This is a genomic window from Roseiflexus sp. RS-1 (assembly GCF_000016665.1).
Taxonomy (GTDB): domain Bacteria; phylum Chloroflexota; class Chloroflexia; order Chloroflexales; family Roseiflexaceae; genus Roseiflexus.
In genome coordinates this window covers 1,011,706-1,033,897 of sequence record NC_009523.1, presented here as the reverse complement: position 1 = coordinate 1,033,897, position 22,192 = coordinate 1,011,706, and the positions used below count along the sequence as shown (strand labels likewise).

General features: G+C 60.1%; 12 protein-coding genes, 1 tRNA gene and 1 pseudogene. 8 read left to right on the top strand and 6 right to left on the bottom strand.

Features of this window, described 5'->3' with window-relative positions; all coding sequences use genetic code 11:
* Positions 1 to 642: 642 nt before the first annotated feature.
* The gene (locus ROSERS_RS04310; RefSeq protein WP_041332991.1) at positions 643 to 1,458 is read left to right on the top strand and encodes a ParB/RepB/Spo0J family partition protein; all 816 of its coding nucleotides are present in this window, start codon (positions 643 to 645) and stop codon (positions 1,456 to 1,458) included.
* Positions 1,459 to 1,670: 212 nt separating this feature from the next.
* Here the strand turns inward: ROSERS_RS04310 and ROSERS_RS04305 are convergent.
* Positions 1,671 to 2,054 (bottom strand): annotated as a pseudogene (locus tag ROSERS_RS04305) (class I SAM-dependent methyltransferase); the annotation flags it as partial.
* 158 nt (positions 2,055 to 2,212) lie between these two features.
* Here ROSERS_RS04305 and ROSERS_RS04300 point away from each other — a divergent pair.
* Entirely contained in the window at positions 2,213 to 3,724 is a 1,512-nt protein-coding gene (locus tag ROSERS_RS04300; RefSeq protein ID WP_011955597.1) for an aldehyde dehydrogenase family protein, read from the top strand.
* A gap of 576 nt (positions 3,725 to 4,300) precedes the next feature.
* Here ROSERS_RS04300 and ROSERS_RS04295 read toward each other — a convergent pair.
* Complete coding sequence (locus ROSERS_RS04295; RefSeq protein WP_011955596.1) at positions 4,301 to 4,831, bottom strand: single-stranded DNA-binding protein; 531 nt, start codon at positions 4,829 to 4,831, stop codon at positions 4,301 to 4,303.
* Positions 4,832 to 5,075: 244 nt separating this feature from the next.
* On the opposite strand from ROSERS_RS04295, the gene ROSERS_RS04290 reads away from it, so the two are divergent.
* On the top strand, positions 5,076 to 7,193 hold the full coding sequence (locus ROSERS_RS04290; protein WP_011955595.1) for a glycogen debranching protein: 2,118 nt from the start codon (positions 5,076 to 5,078) through the stop codon (positions 7,191 to 7,193).
* A gap of 65 nt (positions 7,194 to 7,258) precedes the next feature.
* Positions 7,259 to 7,334, top strand: a tRNA-Met gene (locus ROSERS_RS04285).
* A 15-nt stretch (positions 7,335 to 7,349) separates the two neighbouring features.
* Here the strand turns inward: ROSERS_RS04285 and ROSERS_RS04280 are convergent.
* The 3 genes from ROSERS_RS04280 to ROSERS_RS04270 are packed head-to-tail and all read right to left on the bottom strand — an operon-like array spanning position 7,350 to position 10,649.
* Positions 7,350 to 8,342, bottom strand: coding sequence for a molybdopterin-binding protein (locus tag ROSERS_RS04280; RefSeq protein WP_011955594.1), 993 nt, complete (start codon positions 8,340 to 8,342; stop codon positions 7,350 to 7,352).
* Positions 8,343 to 8,355: 13 nt separating this feature from the next.
* Positions 8,356 to 8,946, bottom strand: coding sequence for a nucleotidyltransferase family protein (locus ROSERS_RS04275; RefSeq protein WP_011955593.1), 591 nt, complete (start codon positions 8,944 to 8,946; stop codon positions 8,356 to 8,358).
* A gap of 2 nt (positions 8,947 to 8,948) precedes the next feature.
* Positions 8,949 to 10,649 (bottom strand): ArnT family glycosyltransferase, encoded by a 1,701-nt coding sequence (locus ROSERS_RS04270; protein ID WP_157040966.1) that lies wholly within the window; start codon positions 10,647 to 10,649, stop codon positions 8,949 to 8,951.
* A 348-nt stretch (positions 10,650 to 10,997) separates the two neighbouring features.
* Here ROSERS_RS04270 and secA point away from each other — a divergent pair, with 348 nt between their 5' ends.
* The 4 genes from secA (at position 10,998) to ROSERS_RS04245 (ending at position 20,590) form a co-directional block, all read left to right on the top strand.
* Positions 10,998 to 14,030 (top strand): preprotein translocase subunit SecA, encoded by a 3,033-nt coding sequence (gene secA / locus ROSERS_RS04265; RefSeq protein WP_011955591.1) that lies wholly within the window; start codon positions 10,998 to 11,000, stop codon positions 14,028 to 14,030.
* A gap of 28 nt (positions 14,031 to 14,058) precedes the next feature.
* Complete coding sequence (gene gpmI / locus ROSERS_RS04260) at positions 14,059 to 15,621, top strand: 2,3-bisphosphoglycerate-independent phosphoglycerate mutase (protein ID WP_041334762.1); 1,563 nt, start codon at positions 14,059 to 14,061, stop codon at positions 15,619 to 15,621.
* Positions 15,622 to 15,986: 365 nt separating this feature from the next.
* Positions 15,987 to 16,949, top strand: coding sequence for an IS110-like element ISRfsp2 family transposase (locus ROSERS_RS04255; RefSeq protein WP_011955589.1), 963 nt, complete (start codon positions 15,987 to 15,989; stop codon positions 16,947 to 16,949).
* A 1,238-nt stretch (positions 16,950 to 18,187) separates the two neighbouring features.
* Positions 18,188 to 20,590, top strand: coding sequence for a DNA translocase FtsK (locus ROSERS_RS04245; RefSeq protein ID WP_011955588.1), 2,403 nt, complete (start codon positions 18,188 to 18,190; stop codon positions 20,588 to 20,590).
* 55 nt (positions 20,591 to 20,645) lie between these two features.
* On the opposite strand, the gene ROSERS_RS04240 is transcribed toward ROSERS_RS04245, so the two are convergent.
* Positions 20,646 to 22,148, bottom strand: a complete 1,503-nt coding sequence (locus ROSERS_RS04240) for a Ppx/GppA phosphatase family protein (protein WP_011955587.1) — start codon at positions 22,146 to 22,148, stop codon at positions 20,646 to 20,648.
* Positions 22,149 to 22,192 lie beyond the last annotated feature (44 nt).

Here is a 22,192-nt window from a genome sequence, read left to right as displayed (position 1 = left end):
CGCTTGCTTCGCGGGCGGCTGGTGCGCAACTCGTTGGGCGGCAGGAAGCCCATGCACACAAGAAAGGAGCACGAGAATGTTGGAAACAGAAATCACAATCGAACGCCCTCTTGCCACCGTGTGGAAGTACTTTACAGAATGCAAGACCTGGGAAAGGTGGTGGGGTGGTGGGATGAAATCGGCGCAGTGGCACAAAGGAGGCAAACTAGTCTAGACCCTGGGTGGCTCGTCCGAAATTCTCGACATAACTCCAGGGCAAGTAGTTATCATCCGTGGCAGTTGGATAGATACCCGTTGGGAATTTGAGGCCGTTGGCCCCACAAGCACCAGGGTAAGAACAGCGAGCGCCCCGCGCGGAGGCACCTCTTTCTCTGACGGCGGAGCATCACATTTGGCTGAGATGAGAAACTCTTTGAGACGGTTAAAGCAATGCGTGGAAACCGAGACCGCTGATAGAGATCCGATTCCGTCAGATGACAAAGGAGTTTCCGCTCAAAAGAGATGGTGGGAATTCTGGAAGTAGTCTTGCCTAGAGAAACTTTGTTAGCCCGCCCAACACGCGCTTCCAGCCGACCGCTTCGCTCGCTGCGCGGCGCAGGTGAAGCGCAGGCCGTTGGGCGCAGACAGAGATAGGGGTTGGCTATGAACGTACGCGAAATCTCCCTCCAAGATGTCGATATATCTGAATTCAATACGCGCAAGAACCTCGCAGATGGTCAGTATGACAGCACCATCGAAGACCTCGCGAAAAGCATCGAAAAGCAAGGGCTTCTCAGCCCCATCACCGTGTTTCAGAAGCCAGATGGCCGTTACGCGCTTGTCGCTGGTCAACGTCGTCTGCTTGCATGCAAGCAAATCGGATGGTCAATGATTCCTGCCATCGTGCGCGACAGTATGACTGACGCTGATGCCACAGCCATATCATTAGTCGAGAACGTACACCGCGCCGATATGAACCCACGCGACAAGGCCGTTGCCTTCAAGGCCCTCCTCGATAGGTTTGGAAATTTTCAGACCGTCAGTCGCGAAACAGGGGTAGGTGTCTCCACGATACGTAAATACGTCCAACTATTGGATCTCGCTCCCCAACTCCAGGAACAATTGGTAGCGGGAGAAGCAAGAAACACAGAAGCCCTCGCCCGACTCGCCCAAAGATTTGATGCTGATAAACAGGTGGAAGTTTGGAACAAGATCAGGGGTTTCACCCAAGATGTGCAACAGGAAATCATCAAGCGTGCTGACCCTGGTCTCGAAAACCTTGATACCCTGGTAGATCAAGCTGCCGAAGGCGCTTTCAACTATTATGTGGTACGGAACTGTCCTTTCGATTGTCCCACTATCCCTGAGTCACTGAAGAAACAGGTAGCCGAGATGGTCGAAGCCTTCAAAGCACAGGGCGTCAAGCAAGAAGTTCAGAAACAATTGCGCAAGACCTCAGGCAAGCGTTCAACCAATTAAGCCACTGCGCCTAACCTGCGCTTCCAGCCGACGCCGCCTATCGGCAGCGCGGCTGAGCTCGATGCCGTTGGGCGACTTCTTCCAGGAGACAGACGTTGGGCAAAACCACGAACAGGTTACTCAAATTTGCTGGCTACATACTTGATTATGCGCCCATCATCGCCACAGTCTTGTGGTGACCCTGGCATCTCTTTCAGCCGTGCGAAAAGGAAACCATACGAACTGAACACGATGTCGAACGTCTCGCCGCGCTGAACCGCATCGTCGAGCCAGTCGTAGAGATCGGCGCGATGAAATGTCGCCGGAATGCCAGACTCAGCAGAGAGCCGACAGGCGAACGCAATCGCCTCATCACTGATATCGACGCCGGTGACCGACGCGCCGAGCCGCGCCAGGCTGAGCGTATCCTGACCGGCGTTGCATTGCAGGTGCAGCAATCGTTTGCCGCGCACCGCTCCAGGCAACTCCAGTTCCTCGGGAAAGAGCGTGCTGCCGCCCTCGCGCAGAAATCGTGCCTGATCGGCTTTGTGACTATTGTGCGCTCTTGTCGCCTCTTTCCAGGCGCGACGGTTGATTTCGTGCAGATCTTTGCGCATAGGAGCGCCTCCCTGTCCATTGTAAAACTCTCCGCGAACGGCGCCCGGCTGACCCATGCTATAATCGCGCAGTGAACAGCACAACGACACCTTCCAGAGCAATCGAGCGCGGTCACTCCGCACCTTTGCTGCGCTCGCGGTTCAAAGGAGAACATGATATGGCTACCCCTCCAGTGTACCAGAATCTGATCGGCGGGAAATTTGTCGACTCGGCGAGTGGGCGCACATTCGAGAATCGCAACCCGGCTGACACCCGTGACATCATCGGGATTTTTCAGGATAGCGACGAACGTGACGTCCAGGCGGCGGTTGAGGCGGCGAAGCGGGCATACCGTCACTGGCGGCTGGTTCCTGCACCAAAACGCGGCGAGATTCTCTTCAAAGCGGCGCAGTTGCTCGTCGAGCGCAAAGAGCAGTATGCGCGCGATATGACCCGTGAGATGGGCAAAGTGCTCAAAGAAACGCGCGGCGATGTGCAGGAAGCCATCGACATGTGCTTCTTCATGGCGGGTGAAGGGCGCCGCCTCTACGGACAAACGACCCCGTCCGAAATGCCCAACAAGTTCCAGATGTCGGTGCGCCAGCCGCTTGGCGTCTGCGGACTGATCACGCCGTGGAACTTCCCGATGGCGATCCCTTCGTGGAAGATTCTGCCAGCGCTGATCGTTGGGAACACGGTCGTTATCAAGCCCGCCTCCGACACGCCGCTCTCAGTGTACAACCTGGTGCAGTGCCTGCTCGACGCCGGCATCCCCGATGGCGTGGTCAACATCGTCACCGGCAGCGGCAGTCGGGTCGGCGAGCCACTCATCCGCCATCCCGATGTCCAGGTCATCTCGTTCACCGGTTCAACGGAAATTGGCAGCAAGGTTGCGCGGGTCGGCGCCGAGGGAATGAAGCACGTCTCACTGGAGATGGGCGGCAAAAACCCGATGATCGTGATGGACGACGCCAACCTGGATCTGGTGGTGGATGGCGCGATCTGGGGCGCATTCGGCACGACGGGGCAGCGGTGCACTGCCACGTCACGGTTGATCGCCCATCGCGCGATCGTCGGTGAACTGACCGAGCGCCTGGCAGATCGCGCTGAACGGCTGAAGATCGGCAATGGTCTTGATGAAACCGTTGAGATGGGACCGGCGATCAACCGGAGTCAACTCGAGACGGTGCAGCGATACGTCGAGATTGGGAAGAGCGAGGGGGCGCGACTAATCGTCGGCGGGCAGGCGCTGCGCGATGGCGATTATGCCTATGGGTTCTTTCACCAGCCAACGATCTTTGCCGATGTGCAGCGCACCATGCGCATTGCCCAGGAAGAGATTTTCGGTCCGGTGCTGTCGATCATCACTGTCGATAGCCTGGAAGAGGCGATCGACGTCGCCAACGACGTGCCCTACGGTCTATCATCGGCGATCTACACCCGCGACGTCAACGCTGCTTTCCGTGCCATGCGCGATCTCTACACCGGCATTGTGTATGTGAATGCGCCGACGATTGGCGCGGAGATCCATCTGCCGTTCGGCGGCACAAAGGGTACCGGCAACGGTCACCGCGAAGGCGGCATTCAGGTGCTCGACGTTTTCAGCGAGTGGAAATCGATCTACATCGATTTTTCGGGAACGCTTCAGCGGGCGCAGATCGACACCTACCAGGTGGGAATGGAGGGATGACGGCGGCGGGGTGTGACGATCCAACGCGCTCACACCCCTCATTCCTCCGGACACCCTCTCTCAACGGTGGAGTTCCTGGGAGAGATGCGCGGTTTTCTACATTCCCGTGCGCTTTTGCCCCTCATCCCCCCAACACCTTTCTCCCAGAGGGGAGAAGCTCTCAAGGGTAGATCGCTTGGGAAAGATGAGTGATTTTCTGCATTCCCGCTTTTGCCCCTCATCCCCTTGCCCCCTTCTCCCACAAGGGGAGAAGGGGGATTTTGGGTGTCCTGATGCCTGAAACGAAAGATGGCACGCAGGGGCTTCCCACAAAATCTATGTAAGGGGGAGAAGGGGGGGTGTAGTCGTGCTGAAGCCCAGAACGAGAGAAGGAACGCAGACGCCTTCTAAAAAAACCTATCCCGTAAGATTACTCCCTTCTCCTACAAGGGGAGAAGTGATGTTTTGATGACCAAATCTGGGAGGTGGAACGCAGGGGAACAGCGCTGCTGTACCCCTGCACGTCCTCGCTGCATGCGTTACGTAAGGACCCTGTCAGTTCAGCGGGGATAAGCGCAGCGACGCTGCGCTTCTACGTCAGAACGGAATATCGTCTTCCTCGATCGGTTGCGGCGTATTGCGCGCCGGAGCACGGGTTGCGCTGGCGCGTGCGGGACCGTTTGACACCGGCGCTGGCATATCAGGCGCCGAAGGGGCTGGAGCGCGACGAGGAGCGCTTCCTACCTCGCGAACGTCCGTCTCTTCCGTATCGACAGCTGGCATACGATCACCCTTTGGCGTCAGGATGATCATATCCTGCGCAACGACTTCGGTGATGTAGCGTTTCTCACCGGTGTTGCGATCATCCCAGCTGCGGGTTTGCAGGCGCCCCTCGATGTAGACGCGCGTTCCCTTCTTCAGATACTCGTTGCAGATTTCCGCCAGTTTGTCCCAGGCGACAATGCGGAACCATTCGGTGTCATCGTGTTGAACGCCATCGCCTGATTTCCAGGAACGATTGGATGCAACACGGAATGTCGTTACTGCGCTACCCTGTGGGGTGAACCTCATCTCCGGGTCCGCTCCCAGATGACCGGTCAGCATGACCTTGTTCAGATCCCGGGCCATGTTAAGCCTCCTCTTCCCGACTGTACCGATTTCGTCCCACCAGGACCTTCGTCTGACCGAAGCGCCCCGGATACCGGCGCGTTGCCGATGGGTTGAGTGTAGCATGCATGTTCCATTCTGTCAAGCACAAAATTTCTGTTTACTATCGGGGCTGGAATGTATGCGTATGTCTGGAGTGTGATAAAATGGTTTAAATCTCGTCCTTCCAGGTGCAACGCGGCACAGCGTTGCACGTCATTGTGGCATGATGCTCACCAGAGAATCGGCGTCCTGGCATCAACCCACTGCCTGGGAGCGAAGCGAAGGTTCGCCCGCTCCATTCGGTCCGACGTGGGTTCCTGCGGCTCAGGGGTACAATTTCGCGCTCTTCTCGCGGCACGCGACGAGTGTAACGCTGCTGATCTATAGCGCCGACGACGTTGTGACGCCGATCTATCGTCATCACCTCGATCCGCGTCGCAACAAAACCCAGCATGTCTGGCACTGCTGGGTTCCGGCTTCCGCCATTCCAGGCGGGCGCTACTATGCGTATCGTGTTGATGGACCGCGCGCACCCGAAGAGGGGCACCGCTTCGATCCGACGAAGATTGTCCTCGATCCATACGCACCAGAGGTCTTCTTTCCGCCGAACTACAGTCGCGAGGCGGCGATGCGTCCGGGTCCGAACGACGGGCGCGCGCCGCTCGGCGTGCTGCCCCGCCACGAAGCGCCCTACGACTGGAGCGGCGATGTGCGCCCGAATCACACCCACGATTTGATCGTCTATGAACTGCATGTGCGCGGCTTTACCGCGCGCGCCAATTCGGGGGTTACACCGGAAGAGCGCGGTACATTCATCGGCTTGACCCGGAAGATTCCTTATCTGCTGGAATTGGGGGTGACGGCAATCGAACTCTTGCCGGTTCATCAGTTCGATCCCCAGGAAGGGAACTACTGGGGGTATATGACCCTCAACTTCTTCTCACCACACAGCGACTACGCTATCGAGGATCCGCACCGCGAGTTCTGCGAGATGGTCAGAGCCATGCATGCAGCCGGTATCGAAGTCTGGCTGGATGTGGTCTACAACCATACGAGCGAGGGCGATGAGCGCGGACCGACGTACTCCTACCGGGCGATTGACAACCGGAGTTATTACCTGCTGACGCCCGACCGTCGCCAGTACATTAACACCAGCGGTTGCGGCAATACGCTGCGCTGCGCCAATCCGGTCGTGCGCACCCTGATCATCGATAGCCTCGATACCTGGATCCGGTCGATGCGCATCGATGGCTTTCGCTTCGATCTTGCATCGATCCTGGCGCGCAATAACGACGGGTCGCTTAATCACGAAGATCCGGCGCTGATCCACGAGATCAGCATGCTCGGTCAGCGCCACGGCGTGCGCCTGATCGCCGAAGCGTGGGATATCAGCGCCTACCTGCTCGGACGCGCCTTTCCGGGGATGACGTGGCGCCAGTGGAATGGCAAGTTCCGCGACGATGTGCGCGCCTTTGTGCGCGGCGATCCCGGCAAAGTCGGCGACGTGATGTGTCGCCTGTATGGCAGCGATGATCTGTTCCCCGATACGCTGGCCGACTCGTATCGCCCGACGCAGAGCGTCAATTTTGTGACCTCGCACGACGGATTTTGCCTGTACGATCTGGTGTCCTACAATCAGAAGCATAATTGGGCGAATGGACATCAGAACACCGACGGAACCGATCAGAACTTTAGCTGGAACTGCGGTTGGGAGGGAGATGAAGGGGCGCCGCCGGAGGTGCTGGCGTTGCGTCGTCGTCAGGCGCGGAATTTCTTCACGCTGCTCATGCTGGCGAACGGCACGCCGATGTTCTGCGCCGGCGATGAGTTCCTCAATACCCAACGCGGCAACAACAATCCGTACAACCAGGACAATGAGACCACCTGGCTCGACTGGGATTTGCTGGAGCGCAATCGTGATATGTTTCGCTTTGTCAAGACGCTGATCGCGTTCCGCAAAGCGCACCCTTCAATCCACCGCAGCCGTTTCTGGCGCGATGACGTGCGCTGGTACGGCGTCAATGGTCCCCCCGACACATCGTATGAGTCGCATGCGTTCGCCTACTGCCTGCACGGAGCGTCGGTCGGCGATTGCGATCTCTATGTGATGATCAACGCCTTTTGGGAAGACCTGATCTTTGCCATCCAGGAACATCCGCCAGGCGGGTGGTGGCGGGTCATCGATACAGCACGCCCTTCTCCCGATGATATTTACGAGGCAGGGCATGAGGCTCCGGTCTGTCAACCGTTCTATACGGTCGGCGCACGTTCGGTTGTGGTGTTGCGCTCGCGCACAGCGCAGGAACTCCTGCGCGCGCAGACTTTCGATGAGAAGCGGTAGGACGATCGATCTACCTTGACAACCCGCCCCTGGCGTGCTACCATTTTACACGCTCCTGGTGTCGTGCCGGTGTAGCTCAGTGGTTAGAGCGAACGACTCATAATCGTTAGGTCACTGGTTCGATCCCAGTCACCGGCACCACCTCTTTTCCCCTTCTCACCGTTCCAGCAACCCGCCATGCCCCAGATCGATAATGTCGCGTCGGGTGATGCGCTCGCCGCTCAGCAATCGCGGCAGCAACAGATCAACGATGTTGGTCGCGCGGGAGCGGACGCAGCCAGGCGCGCCGAGGATCGGTATCCCCTGCGGGGTTCCGTCGTCCAGGTATGCCAGTAAGAGCAGGTTCCCCGGTTCGACCGGCGCACCGTAGTGCTCGATATGTCCACCAGCCATCCGAATACCCTGCGGTGTTACATCATCGCGATCCATGATCGATGTTTCACCGGCAGTAATCAGCAGATCGGCGCCAGCGGCGTGGAGTGCAGCAATCCCTTCCGCCACTTCGTGCTCGTCCAGTGCAGCGTAACGTACCGCGCCCACTGTCGAGCCGAGTTCTGTCACACGGGCTTCGATGGCGGGAAGCACCAGTCGCGTGATGCGCTCGCGCGCTTCGGGGCTGACGACCAGCAGCACGCCAACCTGTCGTTGCTGCAATGGTCGTACTCCTACGACGCCGCCTGCATCGACGCCAATCCGCTCCGCCTGTTGAACCAGCGCTTCGGGCAGCGCAAATGGAATGATCTTGATCGTTGCGACGCGCCTGCGCCGACGGACCAGCGCATGGTTCGGCAGCGTGGCAATGGTCAGTCCGTCGATCGCATTGATTGCCAGGAGCGCTGCTTTTTCCACCACGACCACCCCATCCGCCTCTGCAAGCAGATTCACCCGGCTATGCACGGCGTCGGTCGCCGTCACACCCGGACGGCAGACAACCGCAGCAAGACGCCTGGCGGCTGCGTCCTCATGAACATCACCCGGCTCCAGCACTGCCACGCGCACCGAAGCAATTCCCAGCGCGCGCAGGCGCGTCACATCATCATCGGTCAGGCGCTTTCCCTTCGGCAGCGCCTTATGTCCGGCGGCATCGGCGATATTATGACGTAGAATATGACCGACCGCCTGGTCGATGGGGAGCGTCGCAAGAAACATAGCGCAACCTCATTTATACGTCGAGCAAACGGCGGGCGCGCGTATAAGCTTCAGGCGTATCGATGTCGAGCAACGGGCGCTCATCATCGAAATGGATGAGATGCACCCGCGTCGGATCGCGGGCAATCACCCCACGCGCGCCCTGATCCCCTTCGATGGTCAACAATTCTCCAAACATCGCCCGATCGAACAGCACCGGATTGCCACGCACGCCGGCGAACACCGGCGCAACGACCGGTACGCGCCGGTCGCGCCAGGCATCGATCAGCGCATTGATGATTGCAGCAGTCACGAACGGTTGATCGCCGAGCAGGATGAGCGCTGCCTCGACACCGGCGGAGAGTGCAGCAATACCGGCGCACAGCGAGGTGCTCTGACCCTCCGCTGCGCGCGGGTTGGGCACGATCCGGATCGGCAGGTCGGCGAGCGCCGCTGCAACCGCTGCATCGGCGTCGGCAGTGACGACGATGACCTCATCGAGCGCGGCGGCGAGCGCGGTTGCGGCGATCACGCGCACAAGCGGACGACCGCCCCAATCGAGGAGTTGCTTGGGCTGCCCCATGCGCGATGACGACCCGGCTGCCAGGATGATTCCTGCAATCATAATCAGCGAATGCGCGGTTGTTCGTACAATTCCATGAGCGGCACGCCATACCGTTCAATACGCACGATCGGCTGGCGACCCGCCATCCAGCGTTCGATCTTGGGATGTGCTGCAAATCCGGTCTGCCGGTAGGTAACAATCACATAATCGGCATCCGAGATGTCAGCTGGCGTACCTTCCAGCCCATACCGACTGAACAGCGACCCGGCGCCGGGTGCGAGCGCGACGCGCACATCAGGACGCAGCCGACCGATGAACTGGTAGGTGAGCAGCACATCGTGGCTCCAGTCCTCTGTCCAGACGACGGCGCCCGGCGACGCGTGGGCATTGATGTACGGCAGCGCCTGCGCATAGGTTTCGCACCAGTAGGTCGTTTCCAGCCCCAGGCGCGTCGCTCCGCGCAAGCCTCCCACCGTTTCCGAGTAGTAGGAGAGCAGGTGCGGATACATATGTGCGGCAATCGTCAGGTGTGGTGCGAACAGCACAGCGCACCCAAGCACAACCGCTGGCGTCGTGAAGCGCGCCAGCGCGCGCCGTTCGAGGGCACGGCGCAACGCACGCCCAAATCCGTCGAGCCCAATGCCAGCCAGGGCGGCAACGAAGAGAAATGACGGCATGAACAAACGCTCATTGTCATACACCATCGTGCGCCCCGTCGTCAGCGCCAGCAGCGGCACGAGTACGCCGAGCGACCAGAGCGCAATCTGTGACCCCTGATCACGCTCCGTTTGCCTGGAAGAACGGAGGGCGACAACACCGCGGATCATGCCAGCGAACGCCAGAATCAAGATTGCCAGCGGCGTCACAGCAACCAGCATTACAAACGGGAAGTGCCACGGAGGAGGCATATACGCCTCACCGAAGTACCACTGCCCAATCTCCCAGTGATCCACGGTAATGAAGCGGATGTACGCGATCAACCGTGCCACGGTGTCGTGGTACAGCCAGGGCCAGAACCCGACAAACGTCGGCAGACCGATGATCCCCGCGATGAACATGCGCCGCACCAGAAACGCCTGACGGGCGAACGCCAGCGTCCAGAGAAAGATCATCGGCAGGACGAACAATGCATTGATTTTCGTTGCCAGCGCCGCGCCCCAGGCGACGCCGAGCGCTACATCCCAGGCGACGCTGCTGCGGTGACGGGTATGCCAGAAGAGCATCGTCGCCAGGAAGAACGCGACCGCTGCCGGAACGTCGAGCGCCGCCAGATGCGCATGGAAGAAGAAACGCGGCAGACTGATCAGTGCAACCGCCGACGCAATTCCTGCCCATACGCCAAAACTGCTCGCCACAGCAGTGTACAGCGCACCGACTGCGATGGCGACCAGGATCATATTTCCCAACCGCTGGGCTGGCAGGTCATCGAGAAACTGGCGCGCCATCATCCACACCATTCCCGACCAGATTTTGTCGAGCGGGGGATGTTCGTGGTTTATTTCCCAAAAGCGCTTGATCGTCCCCGGTTGAAGCGCATCGCCGGGATCCGTCGCCAGATGCTCGAACCAGGCTGCATACGACCTCGCTGCCATCAGGTACACCGGCTCGTCCCACGTCAATCCGATCTGCGGTTCGGTGATAAGCAACAGAACGACTGTCAGTACTGCCAGGAAGAGCGCGCTCACGCCGTGTTGCACGGCGAATCGCCTGTGCGCATGGTCATCCTGATACAACCGGGGAAAAGCGGAAGGAGTGGTCGTCATACAATACATCGCAGACCACAGTCTGCGTTCCTGTCACACAAGGGCGCCATCGTCCCTGAGCAGCACTGTGCAGGGCGTTGTTCTGGATGATAGCACGCAGTGTGCGTCAGCGCAACGCGCGATGCGCAGGCGCTCAGAGAAGAACTGCGTATGCTATAATGCACCACCGATGGGCGCATGATCGTCTTTCCGCGCATACCGCTTCGGCGCACGTATGCGACAGGCATGTTCGCGTATGGGTGCACCGGACAAAGCGCCAGATTCACAGGCACACGACGCATTTCCACACGTTGCTGTGAAGCCGTTTCGCAACAGCACATTCCATCCGCAAAACGCGGAGGAGATCCAATGAAAGCATTTTTCGAGAAACTACTCGGCTTTGGTCCGGATCGCGCAATCAAGCAGATCGAACCGATCGTGCGGCGGATCAACAGCCTCGAACCATCGGTCGAGGCGCTCTCCAACGCTGAACTGCGTGCCAAAACCGACGAGTTCAAGCAGCGTCTCGCCGATGGCGAAACGCTTGACGATCTGCTTCCCGAAGCGTTTGCCGTCGTGCGGGAGGCGGCGCGCCGCACGATTGGTCAGCGCCACTACGACGTGCAGTTGATAGGCGGCATTGTGCTGCACCAGGGCAAGATCGCCGAGATGAAGACCGGCGAAGGGAAAACGCTGGTGGCGACCCTGCCGCTCTATCTGAATGCGCTGACCGGCAGGGGATGCCATCTGGTCACGGTCAACGACTATCTGGCGAAAGTCGGAGCAGGATGGATGGGACCGATCTACCATCTGCTTGGGCTGAGCGTCGCCACAATTTCGCATGAATATTCGGCGATCTACGATCCGGATTATGTCGATCCAAAGGCGAACCCCGACGATCGACGTCTGGTTCACTGGCGTCCCTGTTCGCGGCGCGAAGCCTACCTTGCGGATATTACCTATGGAACGAACAACGAGTTCGGGTTCGACTACCTGCGCGACAATATGGCGTGGGATCTTGCGCAACTGGTGCAGCGTGAACTGCACTATGCGATTGTCGATGAGGTGGACAATATTCTGATCGACGAGGCGCGCACGCCGTTGATCATTTCCGGTCCGGCGCAGGAGAGCGGCGATGAATATCGCCGGTTTGCCACGCTGGTGCGCCATCTCAAACCCAGCCCCTACACGCCCGACCAGATCAAGAAGCAGATGATCGAGGATCCGGAGGGCGATTTCGTCATCGAACCGCGCTCGAAGAGTATTCAGTTGACCGATCAGGGTGTGGCGAAGATCGAGCGATTGCTGAAGATTCCTGAAGGGGAATCGCTCTATGACCCGAAATACTACCGCCTGACCCACTATCTGGACAATGCGCTGCGGGCCGAGTTCATCTACCAGCGCGACCGGGATTACATTGTCGAACATGGCGAGGTCATCATCGTCGATGAGTTCACCGGTCGCAAGATGCCAGGGCGCCGCTGGTCCGACGGTCTGCACCAGGCGGTGGAGGCGAAGGAGGGCGTGAAGCCGCGCCAGGAGAATGTTACCCTGGCGACGATCACGTTCCAGAACTACTTCCGCATGTACCAGAAACTTGCCGGTATGACCGGTACTGCCTACACCGAACGTGAGGAGTTCGCCAAGATCTACAATCTGGAAGTCGTCGTCATTCCGACGCACCGCCCGATGATCCGCAAGGATTATGATGACCAGATCTACCGGTCTGAGAAGGCGAAGTTCGAGGCGGTGATCCGGGAGATCGAGGAAATGCACGCCATCGGGCGACCGGTGCTGGTCGGCACCACGTCGGTCGAGACTTCTGAGCGGTTGAGCGAAATGCTGAAACGGCGCGGCATCAAGCATGAAGTGCTGAACGCCAAGTACCACGAGCGCGAAGCGCGGATCGTGGCGCAGGCGGGGCGCAAGGGCGCAGTGACCATTGCCACGAATATGGCGGGGCGCGGCACCGACATTCTGCTCGGCGGCAACCCGGATGGTCTGATTGAAGAGATTCTTGCGCAACGCGGCATTAAGATCGAGCAGGCGACGCCGGAACAGATCCGGGCAGCGCAGGAAGAAGCACGGCGCATCACTGAAGCTGAGGGTAAAGAGGTGCGTGAACTGGGCGGGTTGCACATCATCGGCACCGAACGCCACGAATCGCGGCGTATCGACAACCAGCTGCGCGGGCGCGCCGGTCGTCAGGGTGATCCCGGTTCTTCGCGCTTCTATCTGTCGCTCGAAGATGACCTGCTGCGGCGCTTCGGTCCGATGGACCGTGTCAAGGGGCTGATGGAGCGGCTCGGCGTCGATGACAGCCTGCCGATCGAAGCCGGGTTGATCAATCGTACCATCGAAAGCGCTCAAACGCGCGTTGAGGGATACAACTTCGATATTCGCAAACATACCGTCGAGTTCGACGATGTGATGAACAAGCAACGCACGGTCATCTACGCCGACCGGCGCAGGATTCTGGAAGGCGAGAACATGCGCGAGCGGGTGCTCGACATGATCGCCGATGAGGTGCATGCCCTGGTTGAACGCTACCTGCCAGAAACGAAGGGGCGCGCCGACGACTTCGAGGAGTGGGATATCGAAGGATTGGTGCGCGCAGTGCGCACAATCGACCCGTTGCTCGACGAAACGAAACTGTCGCCGGAGCAGCTTGAACATCTCTCGCGCCAGGAGATCGAAGATGCGATCATGCAGGCAATCGAGGACGACTACCAGGAGCGCGAGAAAGCCATCGGCGAAGAGAACATGCGCCTCGTCGAACGGCGCATGATGCTCAGCGCTATCGACCGTCAATGGATCGATTACCTGACCGGCATGGAGGATCTGCGTCAGGAGATCGGGTTGCAGGCTGTCGCGCAGCGCGATCCGCTCATCGAGTATCAGCGGAATGCCTACGCGATGTTCGAAGAACTGAAAGCCAATATCCAGCGCGACATCGTCTACCAGATTATTCCGGTTTCCTTCCAGTACGAGCAGCATCTGCGCCAGGTGGAAGCCGAGCAGCAGCGACGCCTGCTTGCTGCGCAACAGGCGGGCGCTGCCGATGGCAATGCAAAGGGAGCGCGGACGGTTCGCCACAGTGTGCGTCTCCCCGGTCGCAACGAACCCTGCCCGTGCGGGAGCGGGAAGAAGTTCAAGGTCTGCCACTGGGGTCGTGAGGAAGAACTGATCGCTCTGCTGCAACAGCGCCAGACGGATCAGCACGCGGCGGTTGCTGCGGATACGCCAGCGCAACCGGCGCCACAAGCAACGGCAACCAGACCGCCGACGTCACAGGTTCCGCGTGGACGCGCCGCTCCGCCACCCGCGAACCCACAACCACGCAGCGGCAAATCGCCTGCCCAGGCGCCGCGCGGCAAGGGTGCATCCGCCCGAAAGAAGTGAATCGAAAGGTGAGAGACCTATGACTACCATTTCGCGACCGCGACCGGTTCTGCTGGTCATCCGCGACGGGTGGGGCGAACGTGATGAGATCGAGGGGAACGGGGTCAAACTGGCGCGCACGCCATACGATGACCGCTGGCGCGCCGAATGCCCGTTTACGCTGGTGCGCGCTGCCGGAAAGGACGTCGGCTTGCCGACCGGTCAGATGGGCAATTCTGAAGTGGGGCATCTGAACCTGGGCGCCGGGTTCATTGTGCGCCAGGATATTACGGTGATCGACGACTCGATCGCTGATGGAACGTTTTTCACCAATCCGGTGCTCTGCACCGCTTTCCGCACTGTCAGAGACCGCGGCACGGCGCTGCATCTGATGGGACTGCTCGGTCCAGGCGGTGTGCACAGTCACGTTAACCATACCAAAGCGCTGCTCGAACTGGCGAAACGCGAAGGTCTGGAGCGCGTCTATGTGCATCTCTTCACCGATGGGCGCGATACCATGCCGCAGAGCGGGATTGAATTTGCGCGTGATCTGCTCGCATTTATGGCGGAACGCCAGATCGGTCGAGTCGCTTCGGTGGTGGGGCGCTACTATGCGATGGATCGCGACAAACGCTGGGATCGCACAAAGCAGGCGTATGATCTGCTGACGAAGGGCGTCGGGCGTCCCGCCCCCGACGCGCTGACGGCGATCCAGCGCTCGTATGACGAAGGTGTGACCGATGAGTTCATCAAGCCGGCGGTGATCGTGGATGAAGCCGGTCAACCGGTGGCGACCATCGGCGATGGCGATGCGGTCGTCTGTTTCAACTTCCGCGCCGACCGGGTGCGACAGATCAGTCGCGCCTTCACCCTGCCCGACTTCGATGGCTTCGAGCGTGAGATGTTGCGCGACCTGATCTATATTGCAATGACCGAGTACGAGAAGAACATGCCGTACCAGGTCGCGTTCCAGAACGATGATGTGGCTGTGCCGCTGGCAAAAGTGATCAGCGACGCCGGGCTGCGGCAGTTCCATGCAGCGGAAACCGAGAAATATCCGCATGTCACCTTCTTCTTCAACGGCGGGCGCGAGCAACCCTTCCCCGGTGAGGACTGGCAGATCGTGCCTTCGCCGAAGGACGTGCCAACCTACGACCTCAAACCGGAAATGAGCGCCTACGGCGTGCGTGATGTCGTGCTGCACGCGATCGCGTCCGATCAGTATGATTTCATTCTGGTCAACTACGCGAACCCGGACATGGTCGGGCACACCGGCGTGATCCCGGCGGTGGTGAAAGCATGCGAAGTTGTCGATGAATGCACCGGCGCAATCGTCGATGCGGTGGTTGCACGTGGCGGCGTGGCGCTTGTCATGGCAGACCACGGCAACGCCGAACTCATGATCGACCCGGAGACCGGTGGACCGCACACCGCCCACACGACTAACCCGGTACCCACGTATCTGATCGCCGCTCCAGGTTTAGGGCTGGACAAAGGGCAGGTGGCGTTGCGCGACGGCGGACGGCTCGCCGATGTGGCGCCGACGATCCTCGACCTCCTGGGTCTCGATCCGGCGCCGCAGATGACCGGCAAGAGCCTGATCGTGCGGTGAACCGTCGCCCTCCACAGGAACAGAAGCCGGCAGGCGAAGGCAGCGCCTTTGCCTGCCAGTGTGACTGTCATACTCCTTGAGATCTTCGTCCGTGCCTGCCGTGTCGCGCGAGAGGCGCCCGCTTCCGGCGACGAGTGCAACTCCGTCTGACCAGCCTTGTGAGCGCTGCGTTCCCGCTCTCCGCGCCTTCGCGCCTAGTATAATCTAACGGGACACGGTATACCGTTCTGCGCCAGGTTCACGAGATCGCCGCGGAGTGTTGGGTAGCCGTGTCCTTCAACGCGACCAAGCCGAACAGTTATCTGGGCCCTCAAACCCGCATATGCTAGCAAGGCTGGCGCCGTTTTCCTCAGGAGGTTCTGTGTATGGCTTCCCGTGAGTCGCTCTTTATCGGCATTGATGTCTCCAAACAGACGCTGGATGTGGCGTTTGGCGCCGACCCGCACGCGCCACGCGAGACGATACCGTCTACCGACGAAGGTGTCCAGCTCCTGGTCACGCGACTCCAGCGCCTGCAGCCGACCCTGATTGTGCTGGAGGCGACCGGCGGGCTGGAGCGCATGGTGTTCGCCCAACTGCTCCAGGCTGGCTTGCCGACGGCGCGGGTGCAGCCACGCCGCGTGCGCGCCCTGGCGCACGCGGAAGGACGCCAGGCGAAGACCGACCGCCTGGATGCCCGGTTGCTCGCCCGCTTTGCCGAACGGGTGCGCCCGCCGCACCACCAAGCGACGGACGAGCAGCGCGCATCCTTGCGCGACCTGCTGGTCCGGCGGGAGCAGGTGATTCAGATGCGGACGGCTGAGATCAATCGGTTGACGGCTGCCGCGCCGAACCTCCGCCCGGGCATCCAGCAGCATATTGATTGGCTGGATCAGGAGATCCGTGCGCTTGAGCAGGAACGCGACAACGAGGCGGAGCGCACCGACGAGGTGCGCCGGAAACGGGAGCTGCGCGAAAGCGTGCCCGGCATCGGCGCGATCACCGCACTGAACCTGCTGCTCCGCCTGCCCGAACTGGGGACCATCAATCGCAAGGAAGCGGCGGCCGTTGTGGGCGTTGCGCCGTATGCCAATCAGAGCGGCGCACAGCACAAACCCCGGCATATCTCCGGCGGCAGGAGGGATGTGCGCAGCGTGTTGTACATGGCGACCCTGGCGGCCACGCGGCGCCGTCTGGTCAGGCGCGCCTTCGATCAGCGCCTGTGTCAAGCTGGCAAGCCGCGCAAGGTCGCCATCGTCGCTGCGATGCGCAAGCTGCTGACTATTCTCGGCGCAATATTGCGTCAGCAAAAGCCCTGGGATCCGGCTGTGCATACGAGCGCCCCTTGACAAGCAACACAGTTACTCCGCGTGAGCCGGTCCGATGCACACAGAGACGCGGAGCACGCGGAGAGATGTCGCGCGAGGCGTCCGCTTTCCGGCGGAGCGTTCGACCTCCTGTGAGACCTGCGATGTGCCGAAATACATTTCGGCGTACTTCTCTCGTAGACCGAAATTATGAAGATTGAGAATTTATTCCGCTATCCCGCGCTAGCCGTGGGGCTGAAGCCCTCGGCTATGCAAGGCAAAGCCCGCCTGCGCAGGCGCGACGTTGCGCGTGCGGGCTGATGGAGATTGAGAAATAAATCCGCTATCCCGCGCTAGCCGTCGGGCTAAAGCCCTCGGCTATCGAAGGCGAAGCCCGCCTGCGCGGGCGCGATGTTGCGCGTGTGGGCTGATGGAGATTGAGAAATAAATCCGGTATGCGCCTTTTGCCGTCGGGCTAAAGCCCTCGGCTATATAATGCGAAGCCCGCCTGCGCGGGCTATAGCGGATTATTTACTCAAAGACCATAAGCCCTCCCTGAGCGCGTGGAAGCCCCTGCGGGGCTGGCGTGTCGGTTATCCTTGCCATATGCCGGAGGAACCTGGATTGATCCAGCCCGTAGGGCTTGCCCGACCTCAGCCAGGGCTTCAGCCCGCCAGCGGCGAAGATGGAACGCCCCAGAAATCCGGTCAAGGGTCAACATATCTCCAGAACTGCTATAAATCCGCTATACTGCGCTAGCCGTGGGGCTAATGGAGATTGAGAAATAAATCCGGTATGCGCCCTTGCCGTGGGGCTGAAGCTCTCAGCTCAGCAACTTCCGGGTAGTCGGGGGATTCCTGTCCACTATGATCAGATGGAGTATGAAAAGGACGTTCAGACGCTGAAAGAGTCTGGTCGGCTATCACCATCACCATGATTGTTGTCTGCGATGCTTCAGCGCTGATTATAGTAGTTGTCACAAAGATTGAACCTGTTGAACGAGGTTGAACGCTCCTGGGAATTGCGCGCCCCACGCGGTGACCGAAATAAATTTCGGTCTACACTCCGCTGGACGCGGGCGTCTCGCGCGACACGGCAGACCTGGACAAGGGTCAACGTATCTGAGAACTGCTATAACCTGGTGCGCATTGGCGAACTGGATTTGCTGCAGTACGCCTGTTGAACCGCTCCGACGCCCTGTATTCACTCTGCTTGCAACCTATGCGAACATATGTTACTGTGATACTGTCTGATTTCGGATCGGCGCCAGAGCGACGATTATGGCTCGCGCAAAGCAATCATCATCAGGGCGCAAATCGGCAGGTGCGCGGCGGAAACGCACCAGTGCGGCATCGCCCCCTGCGCTGCGTCCCGAGCATCAGCGCGAATTGTTCGCGCTTGGTCTTATTGCAGTCGCAGCAGTAACGGTCGTTTTCTATGTGACTGGCACGGCTGGCGTGATCGGCGCCTCATGGGTCGAACTGACCCGCCGCCTGCTGGGGTGGGGCGCGCTGGTGGTTCCGTTGTCGCTTGGGTTGTTGGGGCTGGCAATCCTCCTCCAGGAACAGTATGAGGATGTACGTCTGACCGGCGCGACGGTGATCGGCACGGCACTGGTGCTGATGGCACTGCTGGTGCTGCTGGAGTTTTCGATCGGCGTGCGCGAGGGTCTCGATGCGCGCGTCGGCGAAGGGGGCGGCATCGCCGGATATGCCGTGCTGGCGCTTCTCTCACAGGCAATCGGACGACCGGCGGCATTTGTGGTTGTATGTCTGACAGGGCTGGCAGGTATCTTACTGACCTTCGACATTACCCTGCACGAGTTGTTCTCGTCGCTGCGCGATGGTGGTGCGCGTTTCTGGGCAACGGTATGGAATCCGGGTCGAAAACACGCTGCTGAGCCGTCTGTGCTGGCGACGCGCCAGCCGGCGCCTGACAAAAACGCAGCGACGAACGATGTTCCATCGCCGCAGTCCGGCAGCGACGATATTGTGCCCACGCCGATTGCTGAACGTCCAACGCGCGCCAGTCTGTTTCAGCGCCCTGAAACGCGCGCACGTCGCACACCGGCGCAACAACCAACCGCTGAGCCTGCACCCAAAGCCGATCCGGGAAACGCCACCCCCGGCAATACGACGCTGCTCACCAGTCTGCTGACAACACCGACGCCAGGTGCGCCTTCAGAAGTCGTGCAAAAAGCGCTCGAAGGTTTTGAGATTTCGCCGGTGCACCGCGCCTGGCCCCTGCCGTCGCTCGACGTGCTGGAACGTTACCCGGAAGGCACGATCACCGATGAAGAGAAGCGGCTGCGGTCGCGCCTGATCGAAGAGACGCTGGCGAGTTTCAAAGTCGAGGCGCAGGTCGTCGGGGTGAACACCGGTCCTGCCGTAACGCAGTTCGAGCTGCAGCCGGCGGTCGGCGTCAAGGTTTCCAAAATCACTACCCTGGAGAAAGACCTGGCGCTGGCGCTGGCGGCAACGTCCATCCGCATCGAAGCGCCCATTCCTGGCAAGAACGTGATCGGCATCGAGATCCCCAACTCCGCGATTTCAATCGTCGGTATGCGCGAAGTGATCGAGAGCGAAGAGTTCGAGCGCACAAAAGGGCGGCTGAAATGGCCCCTCGGCAAGGATGTCTCTGGAACGCCGGTGATTGCCGCGCTCGACCGGATGCCGCACGCACTGATGGCTGGTGCGACTGGCACCGGCAAGAGTGCGGGCATTAATGCGCTGGTCTGCTCGTTGCTGCTCAAACATACCCCTGACGAATTGAAGTTCATCATGGTCGACCCGAAGATGGTCGAGTTGATCGTCTACAACCGGATTCCGCATATGCTCTCGCCGGTTGTGACGGAACTCGAACGGGTGGTGCCGACGTTGAAGTGGGCGACGCGCGAGATGGAGCGCCGGTACAAAGTGTTCGCGCGGTATGGTTTTCGCAATATCGAAGGGTATAACAGCGCTGCGCGTCGCCGCGCCGATCTCGAACCGCTCCCCTACATTGTTATCATTATCGACGAACTGGCGGACCTGATGATGATGGCGCCGGACGAGGTCGAGACGTTGATCTGCCGCCTGGCGCAGATGGCGCGCGCAACCGGCATCCACCTCGTTATCGCCACACAGCGCCCATCGGTGGACGTGGTGACCGGGTTGATCAAGGCGAACTTCCCGACCCGGATCGCTTTTGCCGTCACCTCGCAGACCGACTCGCGCGTCATTCTCGATATGAACGGCGCCGAACAGTTGCTTGGGCGCGGTGATATGCTCTATATGGCGGCGGACGCGGCGCGCCCGATCCGCCTGCAGGGCACCTGGGTCTCAGAAGCGGAAGTGGAGCGGATCGTGCAGTTCTGGCGCAATGCCACGCCGCCGGAAACGGGTGATGATCAGAAGAAAACTGGCGCAGCGACGAAGGAACAGCCCGACGAACAGAGCGGCATGCAACCGCCTGGCGAGTTCCTCAGCGCAGCCGAACAGGACGAACTGCTGCCACAGGCGATCAAACTGGTGCAACAGCACTCGCGCGCATCGGCGTCGCTGCTGCAACGCCGGCTGCGTATCGGCTACAGCAAAGCGGCGCAACTCATCGATCTGCTCGAACAACAGGGGATTGTCGGTCCGGCGGAAGATGGACGCAGTCGAGAGGTGTTGAAGCGATCCGAACACGGTGATGAAGCGTAACCGTTGGGTCAACCGCCATTGCCCGATCCTGCTCCGTGTCGCTTCTGCCAGACAGTCAGACGATCTCTACATCACGCCCATACGCCTTGCGGAACAACCGCGCTCCACGGTTCGCGTCCCAGATCTCCACGGTTGCATCACCGACCGTGCGCGCCGTCATCCGGATCGTATCGCCAATCTCGACGGTAATATCCTGCACCACCTGACACTTCCGACGCTCCAGATATTCGGCGATCCGGAGCAGCGCCGCCAGTCGGGAAACGCGCGGCTCATCGTCGGGATGCAGCAGTTCGCGCAACGCCCCGAGCGACACATCTCCCTTGCGGTGGAACTGAACCAGGAGCGCGATCAGCGCAATCTCGCGGTGGGTGAACCCCTGCAACGCGCTGTTCAGCACCAGATACGCCCCGTGTTTATGATGGTCGTAATAGTTGACCGCCAATCCAATATCGTGCAGGGTTGCCGCGTAAGCGAGGAGCGTGCGTTCCCACTCGCCATAATTGTGCAGCGGGCGAAGCTGGTCGAACATCGACAATGCCAGATCGCGCACCTTGGCGGCATGCAACACCTCGTAGTTGTAGATGCGCGCCAGGTTCTGCACGCTGAAACTGCGCATATCGGCGAATAACGGCGGTTGCTCGCCAACCAGGAAGTGCTCGTAAAAAATCCCTTCGCGCAACCCCTGACCACCGACGGTCAGCGCCTCGAACCCGCCACGTCGCATCAGGTGCGCCAGGATGACAGCGCCGGGAAGGATGAGATCGGCGCGATCACGCCGCAGACCGGGAACTTCCTCACGCTGGCGCTGGTTCATGCCGCGCAGGCGTTCGATCAGCGCCTCGAGACGATCGCGTGTCAGTACGTATCCGTGAATGCGATCAAGGGGATAGGTGTGTACTTTTTGATCGATCTCCGCCAGCGTGCGGATGGTGCCGCCAATGCCGACCAGCATCGGACCCTGATCGACGCTCAACCAATCGAGCGGGGCAAAATAGTCGGCGATGCCCGCTTCGAGCGCGCGAAAATCCTTGGGGCTGATCGGGTCGGAGTGAACGAACCGTTCCATTGCGCGCAACGCACCGATAGGCTGACTGAACCAGCGCAGGAAGCCGCGCCCGCGCACCTGCGACACCTGCGTGCTACCGCCGCCAATATCGATGACGAACCCATCGCGCAGGTCGATCGAATTGACGACGCCGAGGTAACCGTAGTATGCCTCCTCGCGCGCGCTGAGCACCCGCATCGACAGACCCGCTTCGGCGGCAAGACGGGCAATGAATTCCGCCTGATTGGTCGCCTCGCGGACGGCGCTCGTCGCAACCGGAACGATCGTCTGCACATGCTCCGAGTGACTCAGCGTATGGAACAAACGCATCGTCGCAACCGCCCGATCCATCGCTGCCGGTTTCAGTCGACCGTCGGGACCGATGCCCTCCGCCAGGCGCACGCTTTCGCGCACTTCGTCGAGCAGGCGGAAGGAGTGATGTGGCGTGTACCCCATCACGATCATGCGCGTGGTGTTCGATCCCAGATCGATAATGCCGATGCGTTTTTGCATAGGCGCCGCTCCATTGCTTTTTCGCTCTGCACGTGTCTGTGGAG